The sequence below is a fragment of the Thermotomaculum hydrothermale genome (assembly GCF_016592575.1).
Taxonomy (GTDB): Bacteria; Acidobacteriota; Holophagae; order Thermotomaculales; family Thermotomaculaceae; genus Thermotomaculum; species Thermotomaculum hydrothermale.
Genome location: NZ_AP017470.1, coordinates 1,575,851 through 1,597,118 on the forward strand (window position 1 = coordinate 1,575,851; position 21,268 = coordinate 1,597,118).

Genomic DNA, 21,268 nt, shown 5'->3' on the forward strand with positions numbered 1-21,268 from the left:
TTTTTCGACATATTAATTCTCTTCTGATATTAAATTAAAATCTTTAAATAGCTTAAACAAAGGTTCATTTATATAATAATTATTTCTACCAATTTTTTCCTTTTTCAAAAAACCTCCTTTTACCAATTCATCAAGATAACTTGCTGCCGTTTGCCTATGGATATTTAAATCTTTCTGCAAATAATCAATTTTCGTGTAAGGGTGTTTAAAAAGGTTATTTAATAAATCCTGAGAATAAAATTTATACTGGTTTCTTATTTCATGTTTATATTTTTTCATTAACTTTGATATTTCATTAATAAGGTAAATTGTTCCTTTAGATGTAATTTCTACCCCTTTCAACATATATAAAATCCACTCTTCCCAATTTTCTTTATCCCTGACTTCCTGAAGCAAACGATAGTAATCCCCTTTTGTTCTAATAATATAACTACTTAAATAAAGTATTGGTAAGTCAAGCAAATCTTTTTGAACTAAATATAGTATATTAAGTATTCTTCCTGTTCTTCCATTGCCATCATAAAAGGGATGGATTGATTCAAACTGATAATGTATTATTGCCATCTTTATTAAAGAATCTACAGGGTGTAAGTCATCATTATTTATATATTTTTCAAGATTTTGCATTAATTGAACAATTGTCTCATAATCCTGTGGGGGGATATATACAGTTTCACCTGTTGCAGCGTTTTTAAGTTCAGTTCCAGGTAGTTTTCTATATCCTGCATTGTTTGAAACTATTATTTCTTGAATATCTAATATAATTTTATTGGTTATTAATTTTTTTTCTTTTAAAGCATTATAACCAGTTTTTAAAGCTTTTGCGTATTGGTGGACTTCTTTAGCATTTGGATTTGATATAAAACTTTCAAAAAGACTTTCTTTATAGACTTCATCATGAGTAGTTATAATGTTTTCAATTGCGGAACTATCTTTAGCTTCGAGCAAAGGTAAAGTATTAATTAAAATAGCTTCATTGGGAATTGTTTTTGCAATTCCCTTTAGTTCGGCAAGGTATCTATGTGATTGAGAAAGCTGTTTAAGAATTGCTTTTGTTTCAACATCAATTTTAGGGGGTAATAAATTTAATTTTTCCATTTTTTCTAATTACTCCTTTTATGCACTAAATATATTTAATGGCACATAATCCTTTATGTATTCTGGTATAGCTTTTCTGAGTTCAGGTGGTAATTTTTTATAAGATTCTCCATAGGGTGAAATATTTAACATGGCATAATTGCCACTATCTATAATTTGCCTGAATTCCGGGTCAACGATATAGGCTTTAAAAACTGTTTTTGCATATTCAAAATATTCTTCTTTCGGTAAATAACGGCTATCAAATTTATCAAATTCTTCTTCAAGGAGTTCTTCTTTTGTCTTAAAATAGGGAATTATGCCAAATATTTTTTCAATAATCTCTTTCAGAGTAATACGCCTATCTATGTTAATTGCTTTTCTCAACTTATCAAGAGTAAAATATTCTTCAGGTTTATCCATAATATTCTTTTCAATGTAATCAAGTAGCTCTTCCCAATTCCCTTCTTCAACTTTTTGTTTTATATAAGGATGATCTATAATTTTATTTTCAAATTTTTCAAAATACATTCTGTCAATTTTCATCCCCTCAGTACCAATGGCTTTCTGCTCAAAGGATAGTATATGGTCATCTTTTTTGCTATGGTATTCATCACTATCTATTATTATTCCCTGAGTTCCTGAAGAACTACCTCTTCCAATAGGAAGCTCTATTATTTCGTCATAATTGAATTTTTCTTCAAAATATTCACAATTAGCAAAGAAATCAAAAAGCTTAAAGTATTTTTTTTGTTTTTCACCTATCTCTGCTTTAAGTTTTTCATCAATTAGATTTTCAGTAAAGTTATGCTTTCTCGTCCCCCTTCCTTTTATCTGAATAAATTCAGTTGGGGAAAAAATAGGTCTCATCAAACAAATATTTAAAATATCAGGGCAATCATATCCTGTTGTCATCATTCCCACTGTAACACAAACACGAGTTTTGCTTGTTCTATATACCGGGTTAAAATTTCCATAACCTGAAAGATTGTTATTGGTAAAATTAATTGTAAATTGCTGAGCATCATGAATAATTGATGTTACCTGAATAGCAAAATCTGAATTGTATTTACCTGGAAACATTTTATCCGCAATTTTGTTTAAAATCTGAGTGATTTTAGCAGCATGATTTTGTGAAACACAAAAAACTATTGTTTTCCCAATTTCTCCAGTTATTGGGTCTCTGAGGGCGTTTTTCATGAATGCCTCGCAAAAAGCCCTGTTGGTGCTTTCTGAAAAAAACTTCTTTTCAAAATCTTTATGTACATATGTCTTTTCTACTTCTTCTCCTTCTTCATTGATTGTTGTTACCGCGTATCCTTCATCTGAAAGAAGTTGAGTAGTAATTTCAGTTCTTGCATCAACTACAACAGGGTTTACCAGATAACCATCTTTTACACCATCAATAAGAGAATACCGAAATGTTGGCTCTCCATTCTCACAACCAAAAGTCCTATAAGTATCAAGAAGAAGTCTTCTTTCAAGCTGCCTTGGGTCATTTTCTCCAAGTTTAGATACATCAATATTTTTTAAGTAGTTTTTGGGTGTAGCAGTTAACCCCAATTTATAGCCGATAAAATATTCAAATACAGCACGGCTATTCCCACCTATACTTCTGTGGGCTTCATCAGAAATTACAAGGTCAAAATCATCCGGCGAAAAAGACCTTTTATAACGATTCTTGGAAAGAAAAGTTTGAATTGTTGAGACTACAATTTCAGCCTTTCGCCAATCATCTCTATTTTCTTTGTAAATAACTGTGGTGTAATCATTTTTAAGATAATCATTAAAGGCTCTGTACGCCTGATTTTCAAGTTCCAACCTATCTACTAAAAATAATACTCTTCTGGCATTGCCTGTTCTTAAAAACAATTTTATAACTGCTGCTGAAACAAGAGTTTTTCCTGTACCTGTTGCCATTTCAAAAAGAAATCTATCTTTACCCTGTTTTACTGCATTCTGTATAGATTTTACAGCCATAAGTTGATATTTCCTAAGAAACCGTAGTTTATTTTCATCTATAAATTTCTGTCTTGTAGATTCGCTTAAATATGAAGGATCATGTTTATAATCAGGCCGTTGTGTTAGAACAATATAGTCTTCTTCAACTATTTCTTCTACAAGCCGATTTTGATCCGGTTTGAAATTTGCATATCCTTGCACCGCTTCTGGGGTAGGGAATTTGCTAATTATCTGCGGATTACCCCTTTCAAGATCCCAGAAATAATGTATATTCCCATTTGAAAGGATAACAAACCTACACCCCTGAGATCTCGCATATTTTCTTGCCTGCTCCTTGCCAAATAGCGGATTTTTATCTTCTGCTTTTGCTTCCAGAACAACCAAAGGAAATCCCTTTTCATCAAGGAGTAGAAAATCAACAAAACCATTTGATGTATGTTCGAAATTTTCACCAAACTCGTTTAGCTTTTGCTCTGTCATCTTAACATTATTTTCTAAAAGGACATTTGCTTTTCCTTCTTCAGTGTCGAAGAATCTCCAGCCTGCCTCTTCAAGTAGTTTATTAATTTTTATCCTTGCTTTTGCTTCTTTTTCAGCCATACTCAATCCTAAATTAATTCCTATTTGTATCCCTTTTTCTTTCTTTGTTCATTAAGGTAAAGCAAACTCTGAATTGTTTACATTTGCAGTTTTTTAAACGGCTACCATTACTTTCAATTTTTATTTTATCATCAGATATTTTATTTTTTCTCGTTTTCACTATCATAAAATTTCCCTACTCTAAAATTTCAACATACTCCATTCTATATTTAAATTTATTTTAACATACAAAACTTACAAGTGTATGACATTATTAGAGATTTAATCATTCCAATTACAAATATTGCTCATTTGAAATCATTTTAATATTTATCCTTTTAATACGGTATAGAAGTCTTTAATTTTTACTAAATTACTTACACCTTTCTTTTAAAGCTTTTTTGATGTTTGGGGGGATTTTTGTTGCTTGAGAGATTATTTGTTTTGCTTGAGCGCAGTTTCCTGCAAAGGCAAGGGAGAGGGCGTATTTTGGGTAAAAGGATTTGTTTTCAGGGTAGTCTTTTGCAGCAAACTGGAATTGCTCCACAGCCTTTTCAAACTTTTTCATTTTCATTAAGGTTTCAGCGTAGCCTATTCTAAAAATCAATGGATACTTCTCATTTTTTAAGGTTTCAAGCCTTCTTTTTAAGTATGAAATCCTCTCCTCAATGTGTTTCAATTTCATCTCATCAGTTGCCTTTTCCTCAGCCTTTCTATTGTTTAATTCAAGACTTGCAGCACTTCCACACATATAATCCTGAGTCCCACTTACTGAATCCCCCTCTAAAGATACCTTCGACTCTAATTTTTTCCTTCTCCTTTCAAGAATTTTCAGGCTTTCCTTTATGCTTTTTTCAAGTGTTTTTTTGTATGAGGGGTAAAGGGAAAGGGCTTTTTCAAAATTTTTTTCAGCATTTTTGTAATCATTTTTTTTCAGATAAACAATCCCCTTATATCCGTATGCAGAGTAGTTTGAAGGATAGTTTTTAATGGCAGCATCAAACATTTTCATTGCTTTATCAAGTTTGCCTTTTTTAAGGTATTTCACCCCCATATTAACCCTGCGAATTGATGCAGGGAGAGGCTTTAATCTTATGTGAATTCTTTTTGCCAGAACAGGAGAAAAATAAAAGGTTAAAAAAATCAAAAAAACAATGCTTTTTTTCAAAACCAACCCCCTTTTTTAAAATTACAAAAATTCTTTTGCCTGACTTAATTATACCCGTAATATCAAAAAATTGTGACAATAGACACCTGAATTTAAAATCAATTTATGCTATTATATTTTTTATGAACTGGATAGATATTGCCGTTATTACAATAATTATCGCTTCCGGAGTTTTTGCCTTTTTCAAAGGCTTTATAAGAGAGGCTTTTTCAATTATTGGATTAATTGTTGCTACTGTTTTATCCTTCAGGTTTTATAGGCCTTTTAGCATCTACCTTAAATCAATAATAGCTGCAAAGCCTTTAAGGGAGTTTATAACATTTTTGTTAATTTTCTTTATTTTATTGGGGATTGTTGCACTTGTTTCTTATTTAGCAAAAAAGCTATTTCAGAAAGCGGGGCTTACATTTTACGACAAGCTTTTAGGGCTTTTATTCGGGCTTGTTAGAGGGCTTTTGATTGCCTATGTTCTTGTTCTCATTATTGAGACAACAAACATTGCCCCTAAAGACTTAAAAAATTCAAAAACCTACTATGCTGTTAAGAAAACGGCATCTTTATTTATTGACAAGGGAACAAAAGTATATAAAAGGATAAAAAAATGAGAAAACAGTTAGAAAAGATTTTTGAAGAAATGCTTGATAACGGAATAGGGTTACAGGATTTTTCCAACCTTATTGAGAGGATTTATATTGAAAAGGCGCTTGAAAAAAACAACTTTAATATTGTGCAAACTGCAAAAAAGCTTAAAATTCACAGAAACACCCTTTCAAACAAAATAAAAAAACTTGAAATAAAGATAAATGGAAAATAAAAAGGTTTTTTTAGACAAAAGCTTGAGCAAAGAAAATTGGATAATACCAGATTATTTTGATACAGAAAATTTTTCTTCTACCGAAGATATTTCAACAAGCCCTTTTGCTGTTATTATCCCCTATGAAAAAGCAGAAAGTTTAAGTCTGGATTTTTACCTCACAAACAGGGTTATTATTGACTGTGCTGAAAATGAAATCTCAAAAAAAGAATTAAGGGATTTAATACTAAAAAAGCCTTTCTACATTGTTATTGATAAAGATGAGAGAAACCTTGAAAATATTTTTAAGAAAAAGGGAATACCATTAAAGCCTGAAATTAACCAAACATTCTTCGGTATGGTTTACTCATCAAAGGTGATGGAAAATATTGTATCAATGATAAAAAAGGTGGCAAAAACAGATGCAACTGTTTTAATTCGTGGAGAAAGCGGAACAGGAAAGGAGTTGGTGGCAAAGGCAATACATAGTTTAAGCAATAGAAAGAACAAGCATTTTATCGCAGTAAACTGTGCCTCAATACCTGAAACACTTCTTGAAGCAGAGTTATTCGGGCATAAAAAAGGGGCGTTCACAGATGCCTATGCTGATAGAAAGGGAAAATTTGAAGAGGCAGACGGGGGAACCCTATTTTTAGACGAAATAGGCGATATGCCTTTAAGTTTACAGGCAAAGATTTTAAGGGTTTTGCAGGAAAAAGAGATAACCCCCCTTGGAAGCAACAAAAATATAAAGGTAAATGTCAGGGTTGTATCAGCAACTTCAAGAAACCTTGAGGAGATGGTAAAAAACGGGGATTTCAGGGAGGATTTATACTACAGGCTTAATGTAATCCCGATTAACCTTCCCCCTTTAAGGGAGAGAAAGGAAGATATACCAGAACTTGCTGAATTTTTCTTAAAAAAATCCTCTCAAAAACACAATATTCCAGAACCGGAATTAACTAAGAGTGCAATTAAAGTTTTAAAAGAAATTGAGTGGAAGGGGAATATCAGAGAATTGGAAAATTTTGTTGAAAAGGTTGTTATCTTCAATATTGGTGCAAAAAAAATAACCGATAAAGAGATAAAAAAAGGAAAGAAGGAATTTTAATGGTAAAAGGGCTGTTTATAACATTTGAAGGAATTGAAGGGTGCGGAAAATCCACTCAGGCAAAACTTTTAAAAGAATACCTTGAAAAAAAAGGGCTTAAAACAATTCTGTCAATGGAGCCCGGGGGAACTGAGATAGGGCAAAAAATAAGGAACATACTTGTAGACCCAAAATACAAAGGCATACTCCACCCTGTAACAGAAGCTCTTTTATATCAGGCTGACAGAAATCAGCATTTGAAGGAGAAGATAATCCCTCACCTGAACAATGGATATGTGGTAATTTGCGACAGATACCAGCACTCTTCTTTGGCTTATCAATGCTATGGAAGAGAGCTTGATATTGAAAAAATTGAATGGGTTTTCAGAAACATTGTTGAAGGCATTGAACCTGATATAGTTTTTTTAATTGACATTGACGAAGAAACTTCTTTAAAAAGGGTAAATAAAAGGGCTCAAGTTGAAAATATTGAGCTTTCAAGGTTTGAAATTGAGCATAAAAACTTTCACAAAAGGGTGAGGCAGGGATTTTTAGCCCTTGCAAAAGAGAACAACAACTTTGTGGTAATTGACGGAAAAAAGAGTATAGAAGATATTCACAAGGAAATAGTATCAATAGTTGAAAAAAGGCTGAAAAATGTTTGATATTGTTAAAGGACACGAGCATATAAAAAGATTTTTCAAAAATGCCTACAAAAACAATAAACTTCACACAACATATCTTTTCAAGGGGAGAGAGGGGATTGGAAAAAGGCTTTTTGCCAAAGTGGTTGCAGCAATGATTCTGTGCGAAAACAAAGGGAACTCCCCCTGTGGCTTTTGTAAACACTGCTTAAAGATAAAAAACATGATTGAAAACCCTGATACAGACAACCCACACCTTGATTTAATTGAGATAAAACCAATGGAAGGCAAAAACGAAATCACTGTTGATGACATAGAGACAATTTTAACAACAACCAACTTCCCCCCCTATGAAGGGAAAGCAAGGATATTTATTATTGACAATTGCCATTTGATGAACAAAACATCTGCAAATATGGTTTTAAAAACCCTTGAAGAGCCACCTGAAAACACATACTTTTTTCTTATTACTTCAAAACCTGACGCTTTGTTGCCCACCATTGTCTCAAGGTGTCAGCAGGTATACTTTAATCCTAAAGGTCTTGAGAAATACATTGATATTCCAGGTTTTTCAAGGGAAGAGATTAAGGCTCTTATAAACTCAGGCAGCGGCTATATTCAATCTCAAGATGACATTGAGGAATTAAAAAGAGAAAGGGAAATCGCTCTTTTTATACTGGAAAGCATATTTAACAAATCAAGTTTTATTGAAATTGAGAAAGAAATACAGCCTCAAATTGAAAAAAACACAAGAGAGGACAATAGCAGGCTTTTTTTCATTATTTATACATTTTTAAGGGACATTCTTGCTGTGAAAAGCGAGAGTGAAAATTTAATAAACAGGGATTTTAAAGAAAAAATAGAAGAAATTTCCGCAAAAACCTCTCCTGATTTTATCTTTGAACTTTTTGAAATAATAAAGAAAACACAAACAGGACTTTACTTTAATTTAAAACCTATTCAATTGATTTCTTTGATTATTACTGAGGGAAGGAGGGTTAAGTTATGAAGTTTTATACTGAATACCTGTGGTTTAACACAGAAAAAAAGAGGGAGTACATAAACATTACTTCAACATTAAATTCAATACTTAAAAAAAGCGGAATAAAAGAGGGAATGATGCTTGTCTCTGCAATGCACATTACAGCGGGGGTATGGGTTAACGATGCAGAAGACGGGCTTTTGCAGGATATAGATGAATGGCTTGAAAAATTAGCGCCTTACAGAGATGATTACAGACACCACTGGACAGGGGAAACAAATGGAGATGCTCACCTTAAAAGTCTTCTGGTACATCACCAGGTAATCATTCCAATAACAAATGGAAAACTTGATTTTGGCCCATGGCAACAGGTGTATTATGCAGAATTTGACGGAAAAAGAAAAAAAGGGTTGTCGTAAAGGTGATGGGAGAGTAAACTATAAGTAGTTACCCCAAAACTTGCAGGAGGAAAAAATGAATACCAAGATTGTTGTCGTTACCGCAAAAGGTAAATTTGAACATGAAATTGACAAACCCTACATTTCAATAGGGAGAAGCAAAGATAATGATATTGTGATTGACGATTTAAGTGTTTCCAGAAGGCATGCTATTTTAGAAAGAGATGAGACTGGAAAATTCTTTCTTACCGATTTAAACAGCTCAAATGGAACCTTTGTAAATAATGTAAGAATTTCTGAAAAAACACCCATTACAACAAACGACCACATACTTTTAGGAAAAACAACCCTTGTTATAGAAGTGCCTGAAGATTTTCAGGGAACAGTCCGGGTTGATGCTTCACAGTTACAGGAAAAATTAAAACAAGAAGAACAGGGCACAGTTCAGGGAGCAATTCCCACCCCACCACCAGTGGCTCAAACCCCTCCTCCACCTCAACCTCAACAGGTGGTTACTCCACCTCCTGTACAGGCACTCCCCCAAACTCAACCTATCCCTCCTGCACCTCAGCCTCAGCAACAATCTTATCAACACAGTGAGCCTTACAGGGGAAATATTGAATACGGTGGTATTTTACAGAGGTTTTTAGCACTTTTAGTAGACGGGATTATCGTTGGGATAAGTTTTTCAATTATAAGTGGTATTTTTTCATTTATATTTTTCAGAATTCTTCCTGTGGGGCTTGCAAGCTGGCTTTCTATATTGATAAACCTTGTGCTTTTTGTAGGTGTTTTTGCATACTATGCAATAGGATATGGAAAGTATGGAACAACAATAGGAAAGAAGTTATTCAAATTATACATTGTTGACCAGAAAAAACTAACCACTCCAACAATGTCTCAGGGAATTATAAGGGCATTGGTACAGTTTTTCTTAAGCGGTATTTTCTTTATAGGGTATATAATGGCATTCTTTAACCCTGAGCATAAGACTTTGCACGATATGTTAGCAAAAACCTATGTCATTAGAAAATAAAATTCTAATTTATACAGACGGTGCATGCAGCGGCAACCCGGGACCCGGTGGGTTTGCCGCTATTTTGTTGTACAAAGACAGAGAAAAGATTATTTCAGGTTTTGAAAAAGAAACCACCAACAACAGAATGGAATTAAAAGCAGTTATAGAAGGGCTTAAGGCTATAAAAAACAAAAATCTCCCTGTAGTGGTTTATACAGATTCAATTTATGTGCAAAAAGGTTTAACAGAATGGATTGAAAACTGGAAAAAAAGAGGGTGGAAAAAGGTCAAAAACACAGACTTGTGGAAAGAATTAGATTTAATTGTAAATCAATTTAAAAATATCGAATTTAAGCACATAAAAGGACATTCTGGGGAGAAATACAACGAGCTTGCAGATAAAATTGCAAGGAATGAAATTCGAAAAAATCAAAGCTTATGAAAATCTTTTTGCAATTGCACCTTTTGATTTAAAAGCATAAGCTTTTCATCGTCAGTCAAGGAATCTGCAAATGTTTTCAATTTTTCATTTATATTTTCAATCTGTTTCTTAATTGAAAGCCTTTTAATGGTTTTTAAAATAACCCTTAAATCGCTTGTGACAGAATCAACGGATGAGAGAATTTCTTTTAATTCCTCAGGCAATTCGTGTGCAATATGCCCAATTATTTCATAATCCAATTCCATAAGTTTTTGATAAAAAGGATAACAGGGTAAAGTTTCTATATAGCCCTTTAATTCTCTATCAATCTCACTCTTTTTTTGGGAATTAAATGCAATAAAGCACAAAAGAGCCTTTTCCTCTTCTGAAAACAAAACTTTTCCTTTTTTCTCCTCCTGTTTTACATAGGTTCTAAAGCTATTTTTATCGGATATTTTTTTCAATTCAGATAAAAGATTGTTTTCAGGGACATCAAGCATTGAGGCAATCTCCCTTACATAGTAACCCTGCCTTACCCTGTCATCAATTTTTGAAACTGTTTCAAGAATTAATTTAATTGATTCAAGTTTCTCCCTTAATGATTTTGAGTGAAAATCTTCTTTGTTTAGAAAATACTTTGTTAGAAATATTGGAATTTCATTTGCGCCTTCAAGAAGGATATAAAAACTTTCCTTACCAAATTTTCTAACAAAACTGTCAGGGTCTTCCCCCTCAGGCAAATCTATGGCATAGACAAATAATCCTTCGTTTGCAAGTATTTCAAAACTTCTTATTGCCGCTTTTAAGCCTGCCTGGTCTGCATCAAAACTTAAATAAACCTTTGAGGCAAACCTTCTTATCAACTTTGCATGCCTTTCTGTAAATGCGGTACCTAATGCCGCAGCAACCTCAAAAACCCCATTTTGAAACAGGGAAGCAAAGTCCATATACCCTTCAACAAGTATTACAAAATCCCTTTTTCTGATATAGTCCTTTGAAAAATTCAAACCGTAAAGAAGTGTCTTTTTCTCAAAAACCGGGGTGGTAGGAGAATTTAAATACTTGGGAGCATTTTCTGATTTTTCAATAATCCTTCCCCCAAACCCAACAACTTTATCAAAGAGGTTGAATATAGGGAACATAATCCTTTTTCTAAACCTGTCTATACCCCCTGAAATAGTTAACCCCGCTTTTTCTATAACATCTCTGTCAAATCCTTTTTTCAAAAGGTAGTTTATCACCCCACTTTCAGGGGCAAAACCTAATTTAAGAAATTCAATAGTCTCTTCAAGTATGCCTCTTTCAGTCAAATATTTGTATGGTTTTGAATCTTTTTTTAGATTTTGCCTGTAATAGTTCTGTGCCTCCTGCAAAACATCAAATATTGCATCTTTTTCTGTTTTATCATACCCATCTGAGGTGTACTTTATAGGGATATTGTACTTTTCTGCAAGAAATTTAACAGCCTCGTTAAAATCAAGGTTTTCAATCCTTTCAACAAAAGAAATTACATCCCCGGAAGCCTTGCATCCAAAACAATGGAATAACCCAGAATCAGGATTGACATAAAAAGATGGGGTTTTTTCAGAGTGAAATGGACACAAAGCCCTCAACCTGCTTCCTGCCCTCTCTAACTTCACATACTCCCCTATCAAGTCTTCAATATTTATCAACGATTTTAATTCCCTTATAAAATCAGGAGAAAACCCCATATAGTACAACCCTCAAATTTAATTTCAGATTAAAGTATAGCACAGAGAAAATATTTTTATTTACCACAAAAAAAGCCCCGGCAAAACCGGGGCTAAACTTCCACATAAAGGATAAGCGGTTAGAAGAATAACCTGAATCCTAACCTACCATATACCCATTTTCCATCCTGATCACCGTAAACATACGGTTGATCATCGGTGGCTTTGTTGTAATCAATCTCAGCAAGAATGGAGAGGTCTTTGGTAATGTAGTAGTAAAATTCTGCCTTGAACTGAAGGATTTCAAAATCAAGATCAGAGTACTGGTCAATTTCTGAATAGCCTTCAAAATCAAGGTGCTCAATTGAATCAATAGGTCCATCCCAGCTTGTTATTGGGTCAAAGTGGGCTTTTGCATTAGAAATAGATGTTGTTAAATTAATCTCAACATTTTCAAACGGCATTGAATTCAATGAAAGATAGTAAGTGTTTGCAGTCTGGTGGTACTCTGTTAAAGAGGTAGCTGTACCGTAATGTAACCATCCTCCGACACCGTCGGAGAGAACTGCGCCGCCTCACCCATCCATTATGGGCACGGCAAACAGCGTTGTTTGAGAGCCGTTTGAATAATCGTACCCTAAAGTAATAACGGTATTGTCATTCAACTGAACAAAGTAATCAAATCCAGCATTTTTAGCTGTCAAATCCATTTTGTAAGTGTTTAACTCGTCATTCTCGCCGTCTCTGTAATTTCCGTAGATATTCAAAGAGGAGTTGTCAGTTAAATCAATTGTAAATGAACCCTTAATTTTAAAGTCCTGATTGGGCAATGAAGTAGCCTCTCCACTTCTTTCCCTTAAATAGTACCAAAGTGGTCCATTACTATAGTTGTGATAGGATTCTTCGTAAATTCCATTATAGCTTTCAAAAGGATGATCAATGTCTTCGTAGGATACTTCAAAGAATGCCCTTGATCCTTCAAACCTTCCGTCATACCTTATTTTAAACAGGTTCTTTGTTGTGTCAGTTGATTTGTTTTCATAGTTAACAATCAGATTATCCCTATCAATCTGCTGGTACCTGTAGGTAAAGGTTAACCTCTGATTTGGAGAGAATTTGTATATTCCCCTTAATTTGAAGTAAGATACATCTCTGTTAAAAGAAGAGTATCTTGTGAAAGCCATTGGGTCTCCGGTTACTCTCCAGTTTGGAAGATCAACAAAGTAATCGTCATTGTCTATTGTGTAATAGGAGAAATAAGCATCAAATCTGAAGTTTTTAGAGAATTTTCTTGTGTAACGGAGAGAACCTGCTTTAGTGTCCATTTGCAGGTCAATGGCTTTATTCTTCTGAGTAGAATAGAGAAGTTTAGCATAAATTGTGTCTTTTGGTGAAATTACACTTTCAATAGAAACTGCATTTTCAAACATCTCATTATCATTGTTGTAATCTGCAGGAAGTCTTTCCCCACCAAAGATTGTCCTTGAGGCAAATTCATCTACCAGAGTGCCTTTTACAGGGTGTCTTGGTAAATCATAGTAAAAGGAGTATTGATCAGCCCTGTTGTTGAATTTTGAGTATGTTCCTTTGTAAGAAATATCAGTATTACCAACCTTTGCGTCTGCCTTTACCCATAAATCATAAGTCATTTCATCAGTCTTCCCTGCCTTGGAAGTGATGTGGCAGGAATCACAGTGAGACAACCCATTAATCTGATGATAACCTTTTCTGCCCATTGAGCTTAAACCAACCTGAACATGTTTAAATGGGCTATCATTGTCAAGGTTAAAATCAAATACCTGGCTGAATTTTTCATAAACAGTGTAGTAATCTACATCAGGGTCATAATCTTCGTGAAATACGAATTTTCCACCAGGGGTGTTATTAACTGGATCAACCGATTCTCTTCCTTCCAGGTTTGCTAATTTATCATGTCCAAGCCTGTGGAAGAATTTGTTATAGGTGGTTGTAGATTTAAACCATGTTCCACTGTTTATAACAAGTTTGAAATTCATATCAGAATGGGATTCAACTTCACCTTCCCATTTTATCTTTACATCACCGTCTGTTTTAACCCACCTGAACTTTAAACTTCCTTCAGCATGAGTAATAGCTTCATCATATTCAGCTGCCTTGGTGCCGTCTTTAGTTACTGAGCTACCGTGTGCCCCAATTTCAGCGTAGTTTGCGCTCTCTTTTTTGGGTTCACCGGCAAAACACCAGGCAGAAACAAACAATATTGCGAGAAGTGCAATTAACTTCCTCATAATTCCCTCCTTACCTGGTTAATGCCTTACCCTGTCCGCTTAAGCCCTCGGACGGGAGGTCTGTACCGTGAACCCTTGTATGACACTGGGTGCACTTGGTAGTAAACGCTCTCTTAAAAGACTGCCTATCTGAACGCACAACCCTATCCGGATGGTTAGGCTCTGTTGAAGTTCCCTCATATCCGGGTAAAGTTGCATGGAAATGCATCTGGTGGCACTGTAAGCACAGGAAAGGCTCATTTTTCTTCAAAAGATTATCAGCAACTGCTCCATGAGGATTGTGGCATATTGTACAATTCTCAGCAACTGGAGCATGCTCGAATACAAATGGACCTCTGTACTGTGGATGACAGCTTAAGCACTTTGCATTTACCCTTTCATCCAGCTTGTTTTCTTCTGAGCCATCAAACTTGTGACAATCAATGCATTTCATCTTTCCTTCTTTTACAACCGGGTGGTGAGAAGGAAGTAAAAACTGTGCTCTTTCCTTTTTGTGACAGGAAATACAGAGTTTGTTCTCCTCTTTTACCAGACTACCTTTAAAAGCAGGCTGGTGAACCTTGTGACAATCTGTGCAGCCTACTCCATACTCAATAACATGTTTTTCTTTTAATCCATGAAGAACATTAGAGTGGCATTTTAAGCACTGTTTTTCAAGTTTAAATTTGTTGTTAGAAGGGCCATAAATCAAAGACGGGTCCTCTTCATCTGCATGCTGTTCGCCAGGACCGTGACATGCTTCGCACTTAAATTGGTCGCCTTTTTTAAAGTAAGTGGCATGGAATGACTTATCAAAAGCCGTTACCACATCTTCATGGCAACCTGAACATGTGTCCACTCCGACAAAACCTTTGTCGGCAGAAATTGCCAGGCTTGGGAAAAATAACACAAACCCGACAACCAAACAAATTAAAGTTAACCTCCTCATAACCTCTCCATTCCTTTCGAATTTAAGAAGGTTAGTACCAGAAACCCCACGCTCATTAATAAAACCTTATCTTTTTATATGATAATACCTTAAATTACATTTTGCAATAACTTTTACCTTTAATAGCTTTGTAAAAATTAAAACACACGCAGTAATCTTTATTGGCAAAATTTTTTCGAAATATCGGATTAATATTTTTTACTTTCTAATACCTGTAAACATCACAGAGTTTCGTTGAAAGGTATCTTTCTCCTCTATCCCCGCATATAAAAACAATATTCGCATTTTCAACCTTTTCAGCAATCTTTAATGCCTGACATAGGTTCGCCCCGCTTGATATCCCGGCAAAAATACCTTCTTTAAGTGCTAATTCTCTTGTGTATTTGTATGCTTCCTCGTCTGTTACAGTTTCAAGTGAGTCTATTTTATCCTTATCCCAGATAGGTGGGACATAACTTCCGTCAAGGTGCAGCAAACCTTCAATATGGCTTATCGGAGTGGCAGGGTGAACCCCTATTATCTTTACTCTATCTCCAAATTCCTCTTTCAAAGCTTTTGAGACACCCATTAAAGTGCCACCTGTTCCCAATCCTGCCACAAAGTAGTCAACCCCCTCATCCTTTAAATCCCGTGCAATCTCTTTTCCAGTTATATAATGGGCTTCTGTATTGCCCTGGTCTCCATTCTGGTTAAAGTAATAGTATTTTTCAGGATCTTTTGAGCACAACTCCTCTGCAGCCTCAATATGGCTATTCTGATTGGTTGGATCTGTCAAAATCAACTCTCCTCCCCAGGCCCTTATCATTACCCTTCTTTCCATACTTTTGCTTTCAGGCATAAAAATCCTGCACTTGTATCCTTTTAAATTGCATATCATTGAGAGGGCAATACCTGTATTTCCACTTGATGCTTCTACAATTATCATATCCTTTTTTAATTTTCCTTCTTTTTCAGCCTTTTCAATCATGTATTTAACAATCCTGTCCTTTAATGAACCAGAAGGATTAAACATCTCCAATTTTGCAAAAATACGCACATTTTTTTCAGGTTTTGAAAACCTCTTTAATTCAACAAGAGGTGTGTTCCCAACTAAATCCAGAAAAGTTTTCATATCCCACTCCCGTAGTTTTGGTTCTCAAATTTAAAGTTTACCAGAATTCAAGCAAAATGTTAAAACTTATACTAAATAATTCCCTCTGATTTGAAAGAAAAATACCCCTGAGGGTTATAGATTATGTGGTCTATCAATTCAATTTCTACTATATTGCATGCATCTAAAAGCCTTTTTGTAAACCTGATATCCTCATTGCTTGGCTTAATATTCTCAGTTAAATGGTTATGGGCGACAATTATCCCCCTGCTTCCCTTTCTTAAAGCCTTTTTTAAAATCTCTGAGATAAAAAGGGGGATAGAGTTCACATTTCCCATAAAAAGTGTTTCACAATCTATTAGATTTGAAGCATTGTTTACAAAGAGGACACTGAATTTTTCCCTATCTTCCCATTTAATTGAAGACATTAAAAACTTATATACACTTTCTGGATTTTGTAACTTAAACTCAGATAATGTTATCTTTTCCCTGAAATATCGGTGAACAATCTCCAATAATGCTTTTAGCAAAGTTGCCTTTGAAGTATTTAATCCTTTTACTTTGATTAAATCCTTTATATCTGCGTCAAGCAAACCAGAAAATCCACCAAATTCTTTTAAAATTTCCTTTGAAAACTGAACAACAGGCTTTCCTTTAATCCCTGTCCTCAAAAGAATGGCAAGCAATTCTTCGTCTTTTAACTTATTTGCTCCACATTCAATTAATTTTTCTCTCGGTTTCATACAATTATTTTATTTTCTATTTGCTCGCCTTTCAAGTTTAAGTACGCATTTTCATAGATTATTGAGTTTATTATTTCCCCGTATCCCTCAACCTTTGCATTATAGATTACTGAATTTTTTAGAGTGATATTTTTTGAGACATCACCACCCGGATAAACAACTGAATTTCCAGAACCAAAAATATACTTATTTGCGTTTATCAAGCCTGATAGTGTTCCGCAATCAAACCATGTCCCCCTAAATTCTACAAAGCCTATTTTCTTAGTAGGAATAAGTTTTTTGTAAACATCAACAATAGAGTACTCTATTAATGGGATTATTTCAGGGGAGAGCATCTGCAATCCTGTGAAAAAATAATCTCCCCCTTTACCTATTGATTTAATTGATTGTCCCTCAACCTGAAAAGGAGTGGCTTTTTCACCTTTTAATTTTTTCAAAACAAGTGTTATAAGGTTTTTATTTTCAATGTGACTTTTAATGAGTCTGTCTAATATGCCTTCATCATTGAAGAATACAGTGTCGCAGTTTATTGTAACCATATATGCATCAAAGAATTTCCTTAAATTTGTAAGATAGCCACCTGTTCCTAAAATCTCTTTTTCGTAAAATGGAATTAAACCGTTTTCTTTAGCGAATTTTTCCAATTGCTCTCTTTTATGGTGAATATTTAACCCAATTTCTTTAATTCTATTTTTTTTAAACAGATTTAATCCGTATTCAATAAGAGTTTTATCTCCCAATGTTACAAGAGGTTTGGGTATGTTATCAGTGATTGGCTTTAGCCTTGTTCCCAACCCTGCAGCAAGGACAAAGCCTTTTATTTTGAAGTTAAATCTCAATAATTTCCCCGTCCTTCAAAATTTTTACATCAAACGATTTCAATTCTTTTTCAATCAAATCTTTATAATGTGGTTTTAAGTGAAAGACAAAGATATTGTCAAATTTGTCCATCTTTTTTAATTCTTGAATAAATGTTTCAACAGAGAGGTGATAGCTTACTTCAGCGATTTTTCCCCTCTTTGAAGGGAAAGAACATTCAGTAATAATTGACTTTACCCCTTTTTCATAAAGTTTTTTCCATAACCCGTTTGTTTGGTATGTATCTGCCGTATATGCCAGTTTTGATTTTTCATCACTTATAATAAAACCTATACTTCCCTCTGTGTGATATACATTAAAAAACTCAATCTCGTATCCCTCAATTTTCAAAACCTCTCCATCTGAAACCTCTTCGAATATCAAAGTAGGATTCTCTCTGTCTGGAATTTTTCTAAAATCCGGCCATATTTTCCCGTTAAAAACATTTTCTGAGATTAATTTCAATGTTTCTTTTGTCGCAAAAATTCTAAGATTTTTCCCAGAAATAGATAGATTATCTGCAACAAAGGGAAGGTCGCATATATGGTCAAAATGTGCATGTGATATAAAACAAACTTCAATATCTCCCTGTCTCTCTACAGAGAGTGAAGAGCATACAGAACCACAATCAAATAGAATTTTGCCATCAATTAAAAAAGAAGGAAGATTCGAATTTTTGTCTTTTCCGCCTGAGCAACCTAATACTTCAACCTTCATTCAACTCCCTCATAACCTTTTCATTGATAATAGTTTTGAACACTTCAACAACCCTTGGGTCAAACTGTTTTCCAGAATATTTATCAATTTCCTCAATTGCTTTTTGATAACTTAAAGCTTTTCTGTAAGGCCTATCAGTTGTCATTGCGTCAAATGTATCACAAACAGATATTATTTTTGCAAACAAAGGAATTTCTCCATTCTTCAAGCCTTCAGGATATCCGCTTCCATCCTCTGTTTCATGGTGATACAAAATACCGTCTAAAGCCTTTCTCAACCCTTCAACTTTTTTTACAATCTCATATCCTAAAACAGGGTGTTTTTTCATAATTTCCCTTTCTGCACTGTCCAATGGTGCCTGCTTGTTTAAGATTGCATCCGGAATACCTATCTTGCCTATATCGTGAAGAATTGCAGATAGAGAAAGCCAGTACAACTGCTCTTTTGAAAAGCCTAACCTCTCCCCAATCATCACACTATACTTCATAACTCTTCTTGTGTGCCCGGCTGTATAGTAATCCCTTTTTTCAATAGCATCGGCCAAAGCAAGTGATGTTTCAAAGAAAATATTTTTAAGCTCATTATACATTTTTGCGTTAACAAGGGCTGTTGAAATTGGGATTGCAATCATTTTAACCTTTTCAGAATCTTCTTTCGAAAAACCATCTCCCTTAATTTTATTAATTAGCTGGATAGCACCTATAACCTCCCCTTTGTATTCAAGGGGGACTGATAAAATTGACTTTGTTTCAAAATGGCTTACGCTATCCACTTTCTTTGACCAATAAGGTGATTGTTTTACATTGTTGATTATAATAACTTTTTTTTCAGATATTGTGTGACCTACAACACCTTCACCCATTTTAAGCCTGATTTCTTTTAGTTTTTCGCTCTCATCTCCACTTAAAATTCTGAAAAAAATCTCATTTTTATCAGAATCAATTTCCCAGATTGAACTTCTTTCAGCCCCTATCTCCTCTTCAAGTAAACTCATAGCATTTGTAAGCACAAAATCAATATCTAACTCTGAGTTTAACCTTTCCCAGATTGTTAACAATTTTTCGTAAAAATTGTTGTTCATATTAAATCAAATCTCTGTACCAACCTGGAAGAGCCCCCGATTTTCTCGCCTGTTCTTGTAAATCCTCTTTTTGTTTTTTTAGTGTTTTTAATCTTTCTTGAAGTTTTTTCTTCTTCTTTTCAAGTTTTGTCATTTGGGCATTTATATTCATTATCACAATATTATCATCGGTATTAAGTTTTTCCGTCATCAACCTGTTTAGCTCTTTCTGTATTGCATCAATTTCCTCTTTAGTTTTCTTAATTGAATTATTCAGGGTGATAAATTTCTCCCTCCAATACTTTTCAGCCTGCTCTTCACTCATCCCTTCAGTTGGAGACATTGCAGCAGCACTATCATTTGTTATATCTGCCTCTGGTTCCTCATTTTTCCAGGACATATAGGGGTTAGCCTTTTTATTCTTTTCCTTTTTTTTATCTTTTTTTTCTAACTTCACTGTGCTTTCTGTAATTATCAATGGTTTTTTCTTCGATTTTTTTTCAATTGTCTCTTTTGAGTCTAAAATTTTTATTGTTTTTTTCTGAGTCTCTACTACTTTTTTCTTTTTCTCAGGTTTATTTGCCTCTTCTGTCTTTTTAAAATCTACCAGTTTTTTTGGGAAACTTATCTTTTTCCCATCAGGAGTTATCCCTATAATTACCTTTTTAGAAAAATCAGGCTTCTCTTTTAAAACCAGAATTCCGCCGTTAATAAAGTAAACCTTGTATATCCCGGCAAACAGGTTGAAAGCAAAAAGGACAAATAACATTACAACAACCTTTTTCATAATACCCCCTCTAAGTATGTTTCTTTTTTAATTTTAACATTAAAAAACTCAAGCATTGCATTAAATTAATAAATTTGATTTTTATCACTTTAAACTTATAATTAGAGTATGAGGTGTCCGTATTGTCGTGAAAACAAAGATAAAGTAATAGATTCAAGAGAGATTAACGAAGGAAGGGTTATAAGAAGAAGGAGAGAGTGTTTAAACTGCGGAAAGAGGTTTACAACTTATGAAAGGGTGGAAGAAAACCCTTTAAGGGTTATTAAAAGAGATGGAAGAATTGAAAGCTTTAACAGGGACAAATTGCTCAGAGGAATTTTAAAAGCCTGCGAAAAAAGACCTGTAAAAATTGAAGATATAGAAAATTTAATAGATGACATTGTAGTTCAGTTGTATCAAAAGGGGGACAGGGAAATACCAGCGACAGAGATTGGTGAGATAGTTATGGAAAAGCTAAAAAGCCTTGATTCCGTTGCCTATGTGCGCTTTGCCTCTGTTTACAGAGACTTTAAAGATGTTGAAGAATTTTTAAAGGAAATTCAAAGGTTAATGAAAAAGGGGGGCAAAAGTGATTAATGACATCTTCTATGAACTTAAACACCTTGAAGATGAAATAAAAAGAATAATATCTCTTTCCCCTGAAAGACAGGTAACAGGGTTTGTTCCACCTATGGATATCTTTGAAAAAGAAGGTAAGGTTATTATCTACATGGATCTACCTGGATTCAATGCAAAGGATATAAAAATAGAAAGCGAAGGAAGACATTTGAAAATCAGCGGTATAAAAAGAATTGACAAAACAGGGGATAAGGACTTAAATTTCATATGTATCGAGCGTAAGTTCGGTAATTTTGAAAGAAGAATTTTCCTTGGAAATACCCCCGACATAGAGAAAATTGAAGCGGTTTTATCAAAAGGGGTTTTGAAAGTAACAATCCCATTTGTTCAAGAACAAGCAAAAAAAGTGGAAGTTAAAATCAAAGAAGAGGAGTAGG

At 34.2% G+C, this 21,268-nt stretch carries 22 protein-coding genes and 1 pseudogene; 10 read left to right on the forward strand and 13 right to left on the reverse strand.

Annotated elements, in window-relative coordinates; genetic code table 11:
* Positions 1 to 12: 12 nt before the first annotated feature.
* The 3 genes from TTHT_RS07260 to TTHT_RS07270 form a co-directional block, all read right to left on the reverse strand.
* Positions 13 to 1,098 (reverse strand): Fic family protein, encoded by a 1,086-nt coding sequence (locus tag TTHT_RS07260; protein ID WP_201327308.1) that lies wholly within the window; start codon positions 1,096 to 1,098, stop codon positions 13 to 15.
* Between the two features lie 18 nt (positions 1,099 to 1,116).
* Positions 1,117 to 3,639, reverse strand: a complete 2,523-nt coding sequence (locus tag TTHT_RS07265) for a DEAD/DEAH box helicase family protein (protein WP_201327309.1) — start codon at positions 3,637 to 3,639, stop codon at positions 1,117 to 1,119.
* Between the two features lie 352 nt (positions 3,640 to 3,991).
* Entirely contained in the window at positions 3,992 to 4,786 is a 795-nt protein-coding gene (locus tag TTHT_RS07270; RefSeq protein WP_201327310.1) for a tetratricopeptide repeat protein, read from the reverse strand.
* Positions 4,787 to 4,908: 122 nt separating this feature from the next.
* On the opposite strand from TTHT_RS07270, the gene TTHT_RS07275 reads away from it, so the two are divergent.
* The 8 genes and pseudogenes from TTHT_RS07275 (at position 4,909) to rnhA (ending at position 10,153) form a co-directional block, all read left to right on the forward strand.
* Positions 4,909 to 5,391, forward strand: coding sequence for a CvpA family protein (locus tag TTHT_RS07275; protein WP_201327311.1), 483 nt, complete (start codon positions 4,909 to 4,911; stop codon positions 5,389 to 5,391).
* Positions 5,388 to 5,600, forward strand: a complete 213-nt coding sequence (locus TTHT_RS07280) for a helix-turn-helix domain-containing protein (protein ID WP_201327312.1) — start codon at positions 5,388 to 5,390, stop codon at positions 5,598 to 5,600. The genes TTHT_RS07275 and TTHT_RS07280 overlap by 4 nt, the downstream gene beginning before the upstream one ends.
* Positions 5,590 to 6,690 (forward strand): sigma-54 interaction domain-containing protein, encoded by a 1,101-nt coding sequence (locus TTHT_RS07285; protein WP_201327313.1) that lies wholly within the window; start codon positions 5,590 to 5,592, stop codon positions 6,688 to 6,690. Before TTHT_RS07280 ends, TTHT_RS07285 begins: the two co-directional genes overlap by 11 nt.
* Positions 6,690 to 7,334 carry a dTMP kinase gene (gene tmk / locus TTHT_RS07290; RefSeq protein WP_201327314.1) on the forward strand — a complete coding sequence of 215 codons (645 nt, stop codon included), beginning with the start codon at positions 6,690 to 6,692 and terminating at the stop codon, positions 7,332 to 7,334. Before TTHT_RS07285 ends, tmk begins: the two co-directional genes overlap by 1 nt.
* Positions 7,327 to 8,322, forward strand: coding sequence for a DNA polymerase III subunit (locus TTHT_RS07295; protein ID WP_201327315.1), 996 nt, complete (start codon positions 7,327 to 7,329; stop codon positions 8,320 to 8,322). Before tmk ends, TTHT_RS07295 begins: the two co-directional genes overlap by 8 nt.
* Positions 8,319 to 8,731 (forward strand): annotated as a pseudogene (locus tag TTHT_RS07300) (secondary thiamine-phosphate synthase enzyme YjbQ). Before TTHT_RS07295 ends, TTHT_RS07300 begins: the two are co-directional and overlap by 4 nt.
* Positions 8,732 to 8,769: 38 nt before the next feature.
* Positions 8,770 to 9,729 (forward strand): FHA domain-containing protein, encoded by a 960-nt coding sequence (locus TTHT_RS11000; RefSeq protein WP_201327317.1) that lies wholly within the window; start codon positions 8,770 to 8,772, stop codon positions 9,727 to 9,729.
* Complete coding sequence (gene rnhA, locus TTHT_RS07310) at positions 9,713 to 10,153, forward strand: ribonuclease HI (RefSeq protein WP_201327318.1); 441 nt, start codon at positions 9,713 to 9,715, stop codon at positions 10,151 to 10,153. Before TTHT_RS11000 ends, rnhA begins: the two co-directional genes overlap by 17 nt.
* Here the strand turns inward: rnhA and dnaG are convergent.
* The 10 genes from dnaG to TTHT_RS07360 all read right to left on the reverse strand — a co-directional run bounded on the left by dnaG (position 10,141) and on the right by TTHT_RS07360 (position 20,273).
* Complete coding sequence (gene dnaG, locus TTHT_RS07315; protein ID WP_201327319.1) at positions 10,141 to 11,844, reverse strand: DNA primase; 1,704 nt, start codon at positions 11,842 to 11,844, stop codon at positions 10,141 to 10,143. The genes rnhA and dnaG overlap by 13 nt on opposite strands.
* A 119-nt stretch (positions 11,845 to 11,963) precedes the next feature.
* The gene (locus tag TTHT_RS07320; protein WP_201327320.1) at positions 11,964 to 12,287 is read right to left on the reverse strand and encodes a hypothetical protein; all 324 of its coding nucleotides are present in this window, start codon (positions 12,285 to 12,287) and stop codon (positions 11,964 to 11,966) included.
* A gap of 111 nt (positions 12,288 to 12,398) precedes the next feature.
* Entirely contained in the window at positions 12,399 to 14,090 is a 1,692-nt protein-coding gene (locus tag TTHT_RS07325; RefSeq protein WP_201327321.1) for a GSU2204 family CXXCH-containing (seleno)protein, read from the reverse strand.
* 10 nt (positions 14,091 to 14,100) lie between these two features.
* A complete protein-coding gene (locus TTHT_RS07330) occupies positions 14,101 to 15,018 on the reverse strand; it encodes a GSU2203 family decaheme c-type cytochrome (RefSeq protein ID WP_201327322.1) in 918 nt (305 codons plus the stop codon).
* A 205-nt stretch (positions 15,019 to 15,223) separates the two neighbouring features.
* Positions 15,224 to 16,129, reverse strand: coding sequence for a PLP-dependent cysteine synthase family protein (locus TTHT_RS07335; protein WP_201327323.1), 906 nt, complete (start codon positions 16,127 to 16,129; stop codon positions 15,224 to 15,226).
* A gap of 71 nt (positions 16,130 to 16,200) precedes the next feature.
* Positions 16,201 to 16,851, reverse strand: a complete 651-nt coding sequence (gene radC, locus TTHT_RS07340) for a RadC family protein (protein ID WP_201327324.1) — start codon at positions 16,849 to 16,851, stop codon at positions 16,201 to 16,203.
* On the reverse strand, positions 16,848 to 17,690 hold the full coding sequence (locus TTHT_RS07345) for a nucleotidyltransferase family protein (protein ID WP_201327325.1): 843 nt from the start codon (positions 17,688 to 17,690) through the stop codon (positions 16,848 to 16,850). Before TTHT_RS07345 ends, radC begins: the two co-directional genes overlap by 4 nt.
* On the reverse strand, positions 17,680 to 18,426 hold the full coding sequence (locus tag TTHT_RS07350; RefSeq protein WP_201327326.1) for a 3',5'-cyclic-nucleotide phosphodiesterase: 747 nt from the start codon (positions 18,424 to 18,426) through the stop codon (positions 17,680 to 17,682). Before TTHT_RS07350 ends, TTHT_RS07345 begins: the two co-directional genes overlap by 11 nt.
* Complete coding sequence (locus TTHT_RS07355; RefSeq protein WP_201327327.1) at positions 18,416 to 19,507, reverse strand: HD domain-containing phosphohydrolase; 1,092 nt, start codon at positions 19,505 to 19,507, stop codon at positions 18,416 to 18,418. Before TTHT_RS07355 ends, TTHT_RS07350 begins: the two co-directional genes overlap by 11 nt.
* 1 nt (position 19,508) lies before the next feature.
* On the reverse strand, positions 19,509 to 20,273 hold the full coding sequence (locus TTHT_RS07360; protein WP_201327328.1) for a hypothetical protein: 765 nt from the start codon (positions 20,271 to 20,273) through the stop codon (positions 19,509 to 19,511).
* Positions 20,274 to 20,381: 108 nt separating this feature from the next.
* Here TTHT_RS07360 and nrdR point away from each other — a divergent pair, with 108 nt between their 5' ends.
* The gene (gene nrdR / locus TTHT_RS07365; protein WP_201327329.1) at positions 20,382 to 20,849 is read left to right on the forward strand and encodes a transcriptional regulator NrdR; all 468 of its coding nucleotides are present in this window, start codon (positions 20,382 to 20,384) and stop codon (positions 20,847 to 20,849) included.
* Entirely contained in the window at positions 20,842 to 21,267 is a 426-nt protein-coding gene (locus tag TTHT_RS07370) for an Hsp20/alpha crystallin family protein (protein WP_201327330.1), read from the forward strand. Before nrdR ends, TTHT_RS07370 begins: the two co-directional genes overlap by 8 nt.
* Position 21,268: the final 1 nt, after the last annotated feature.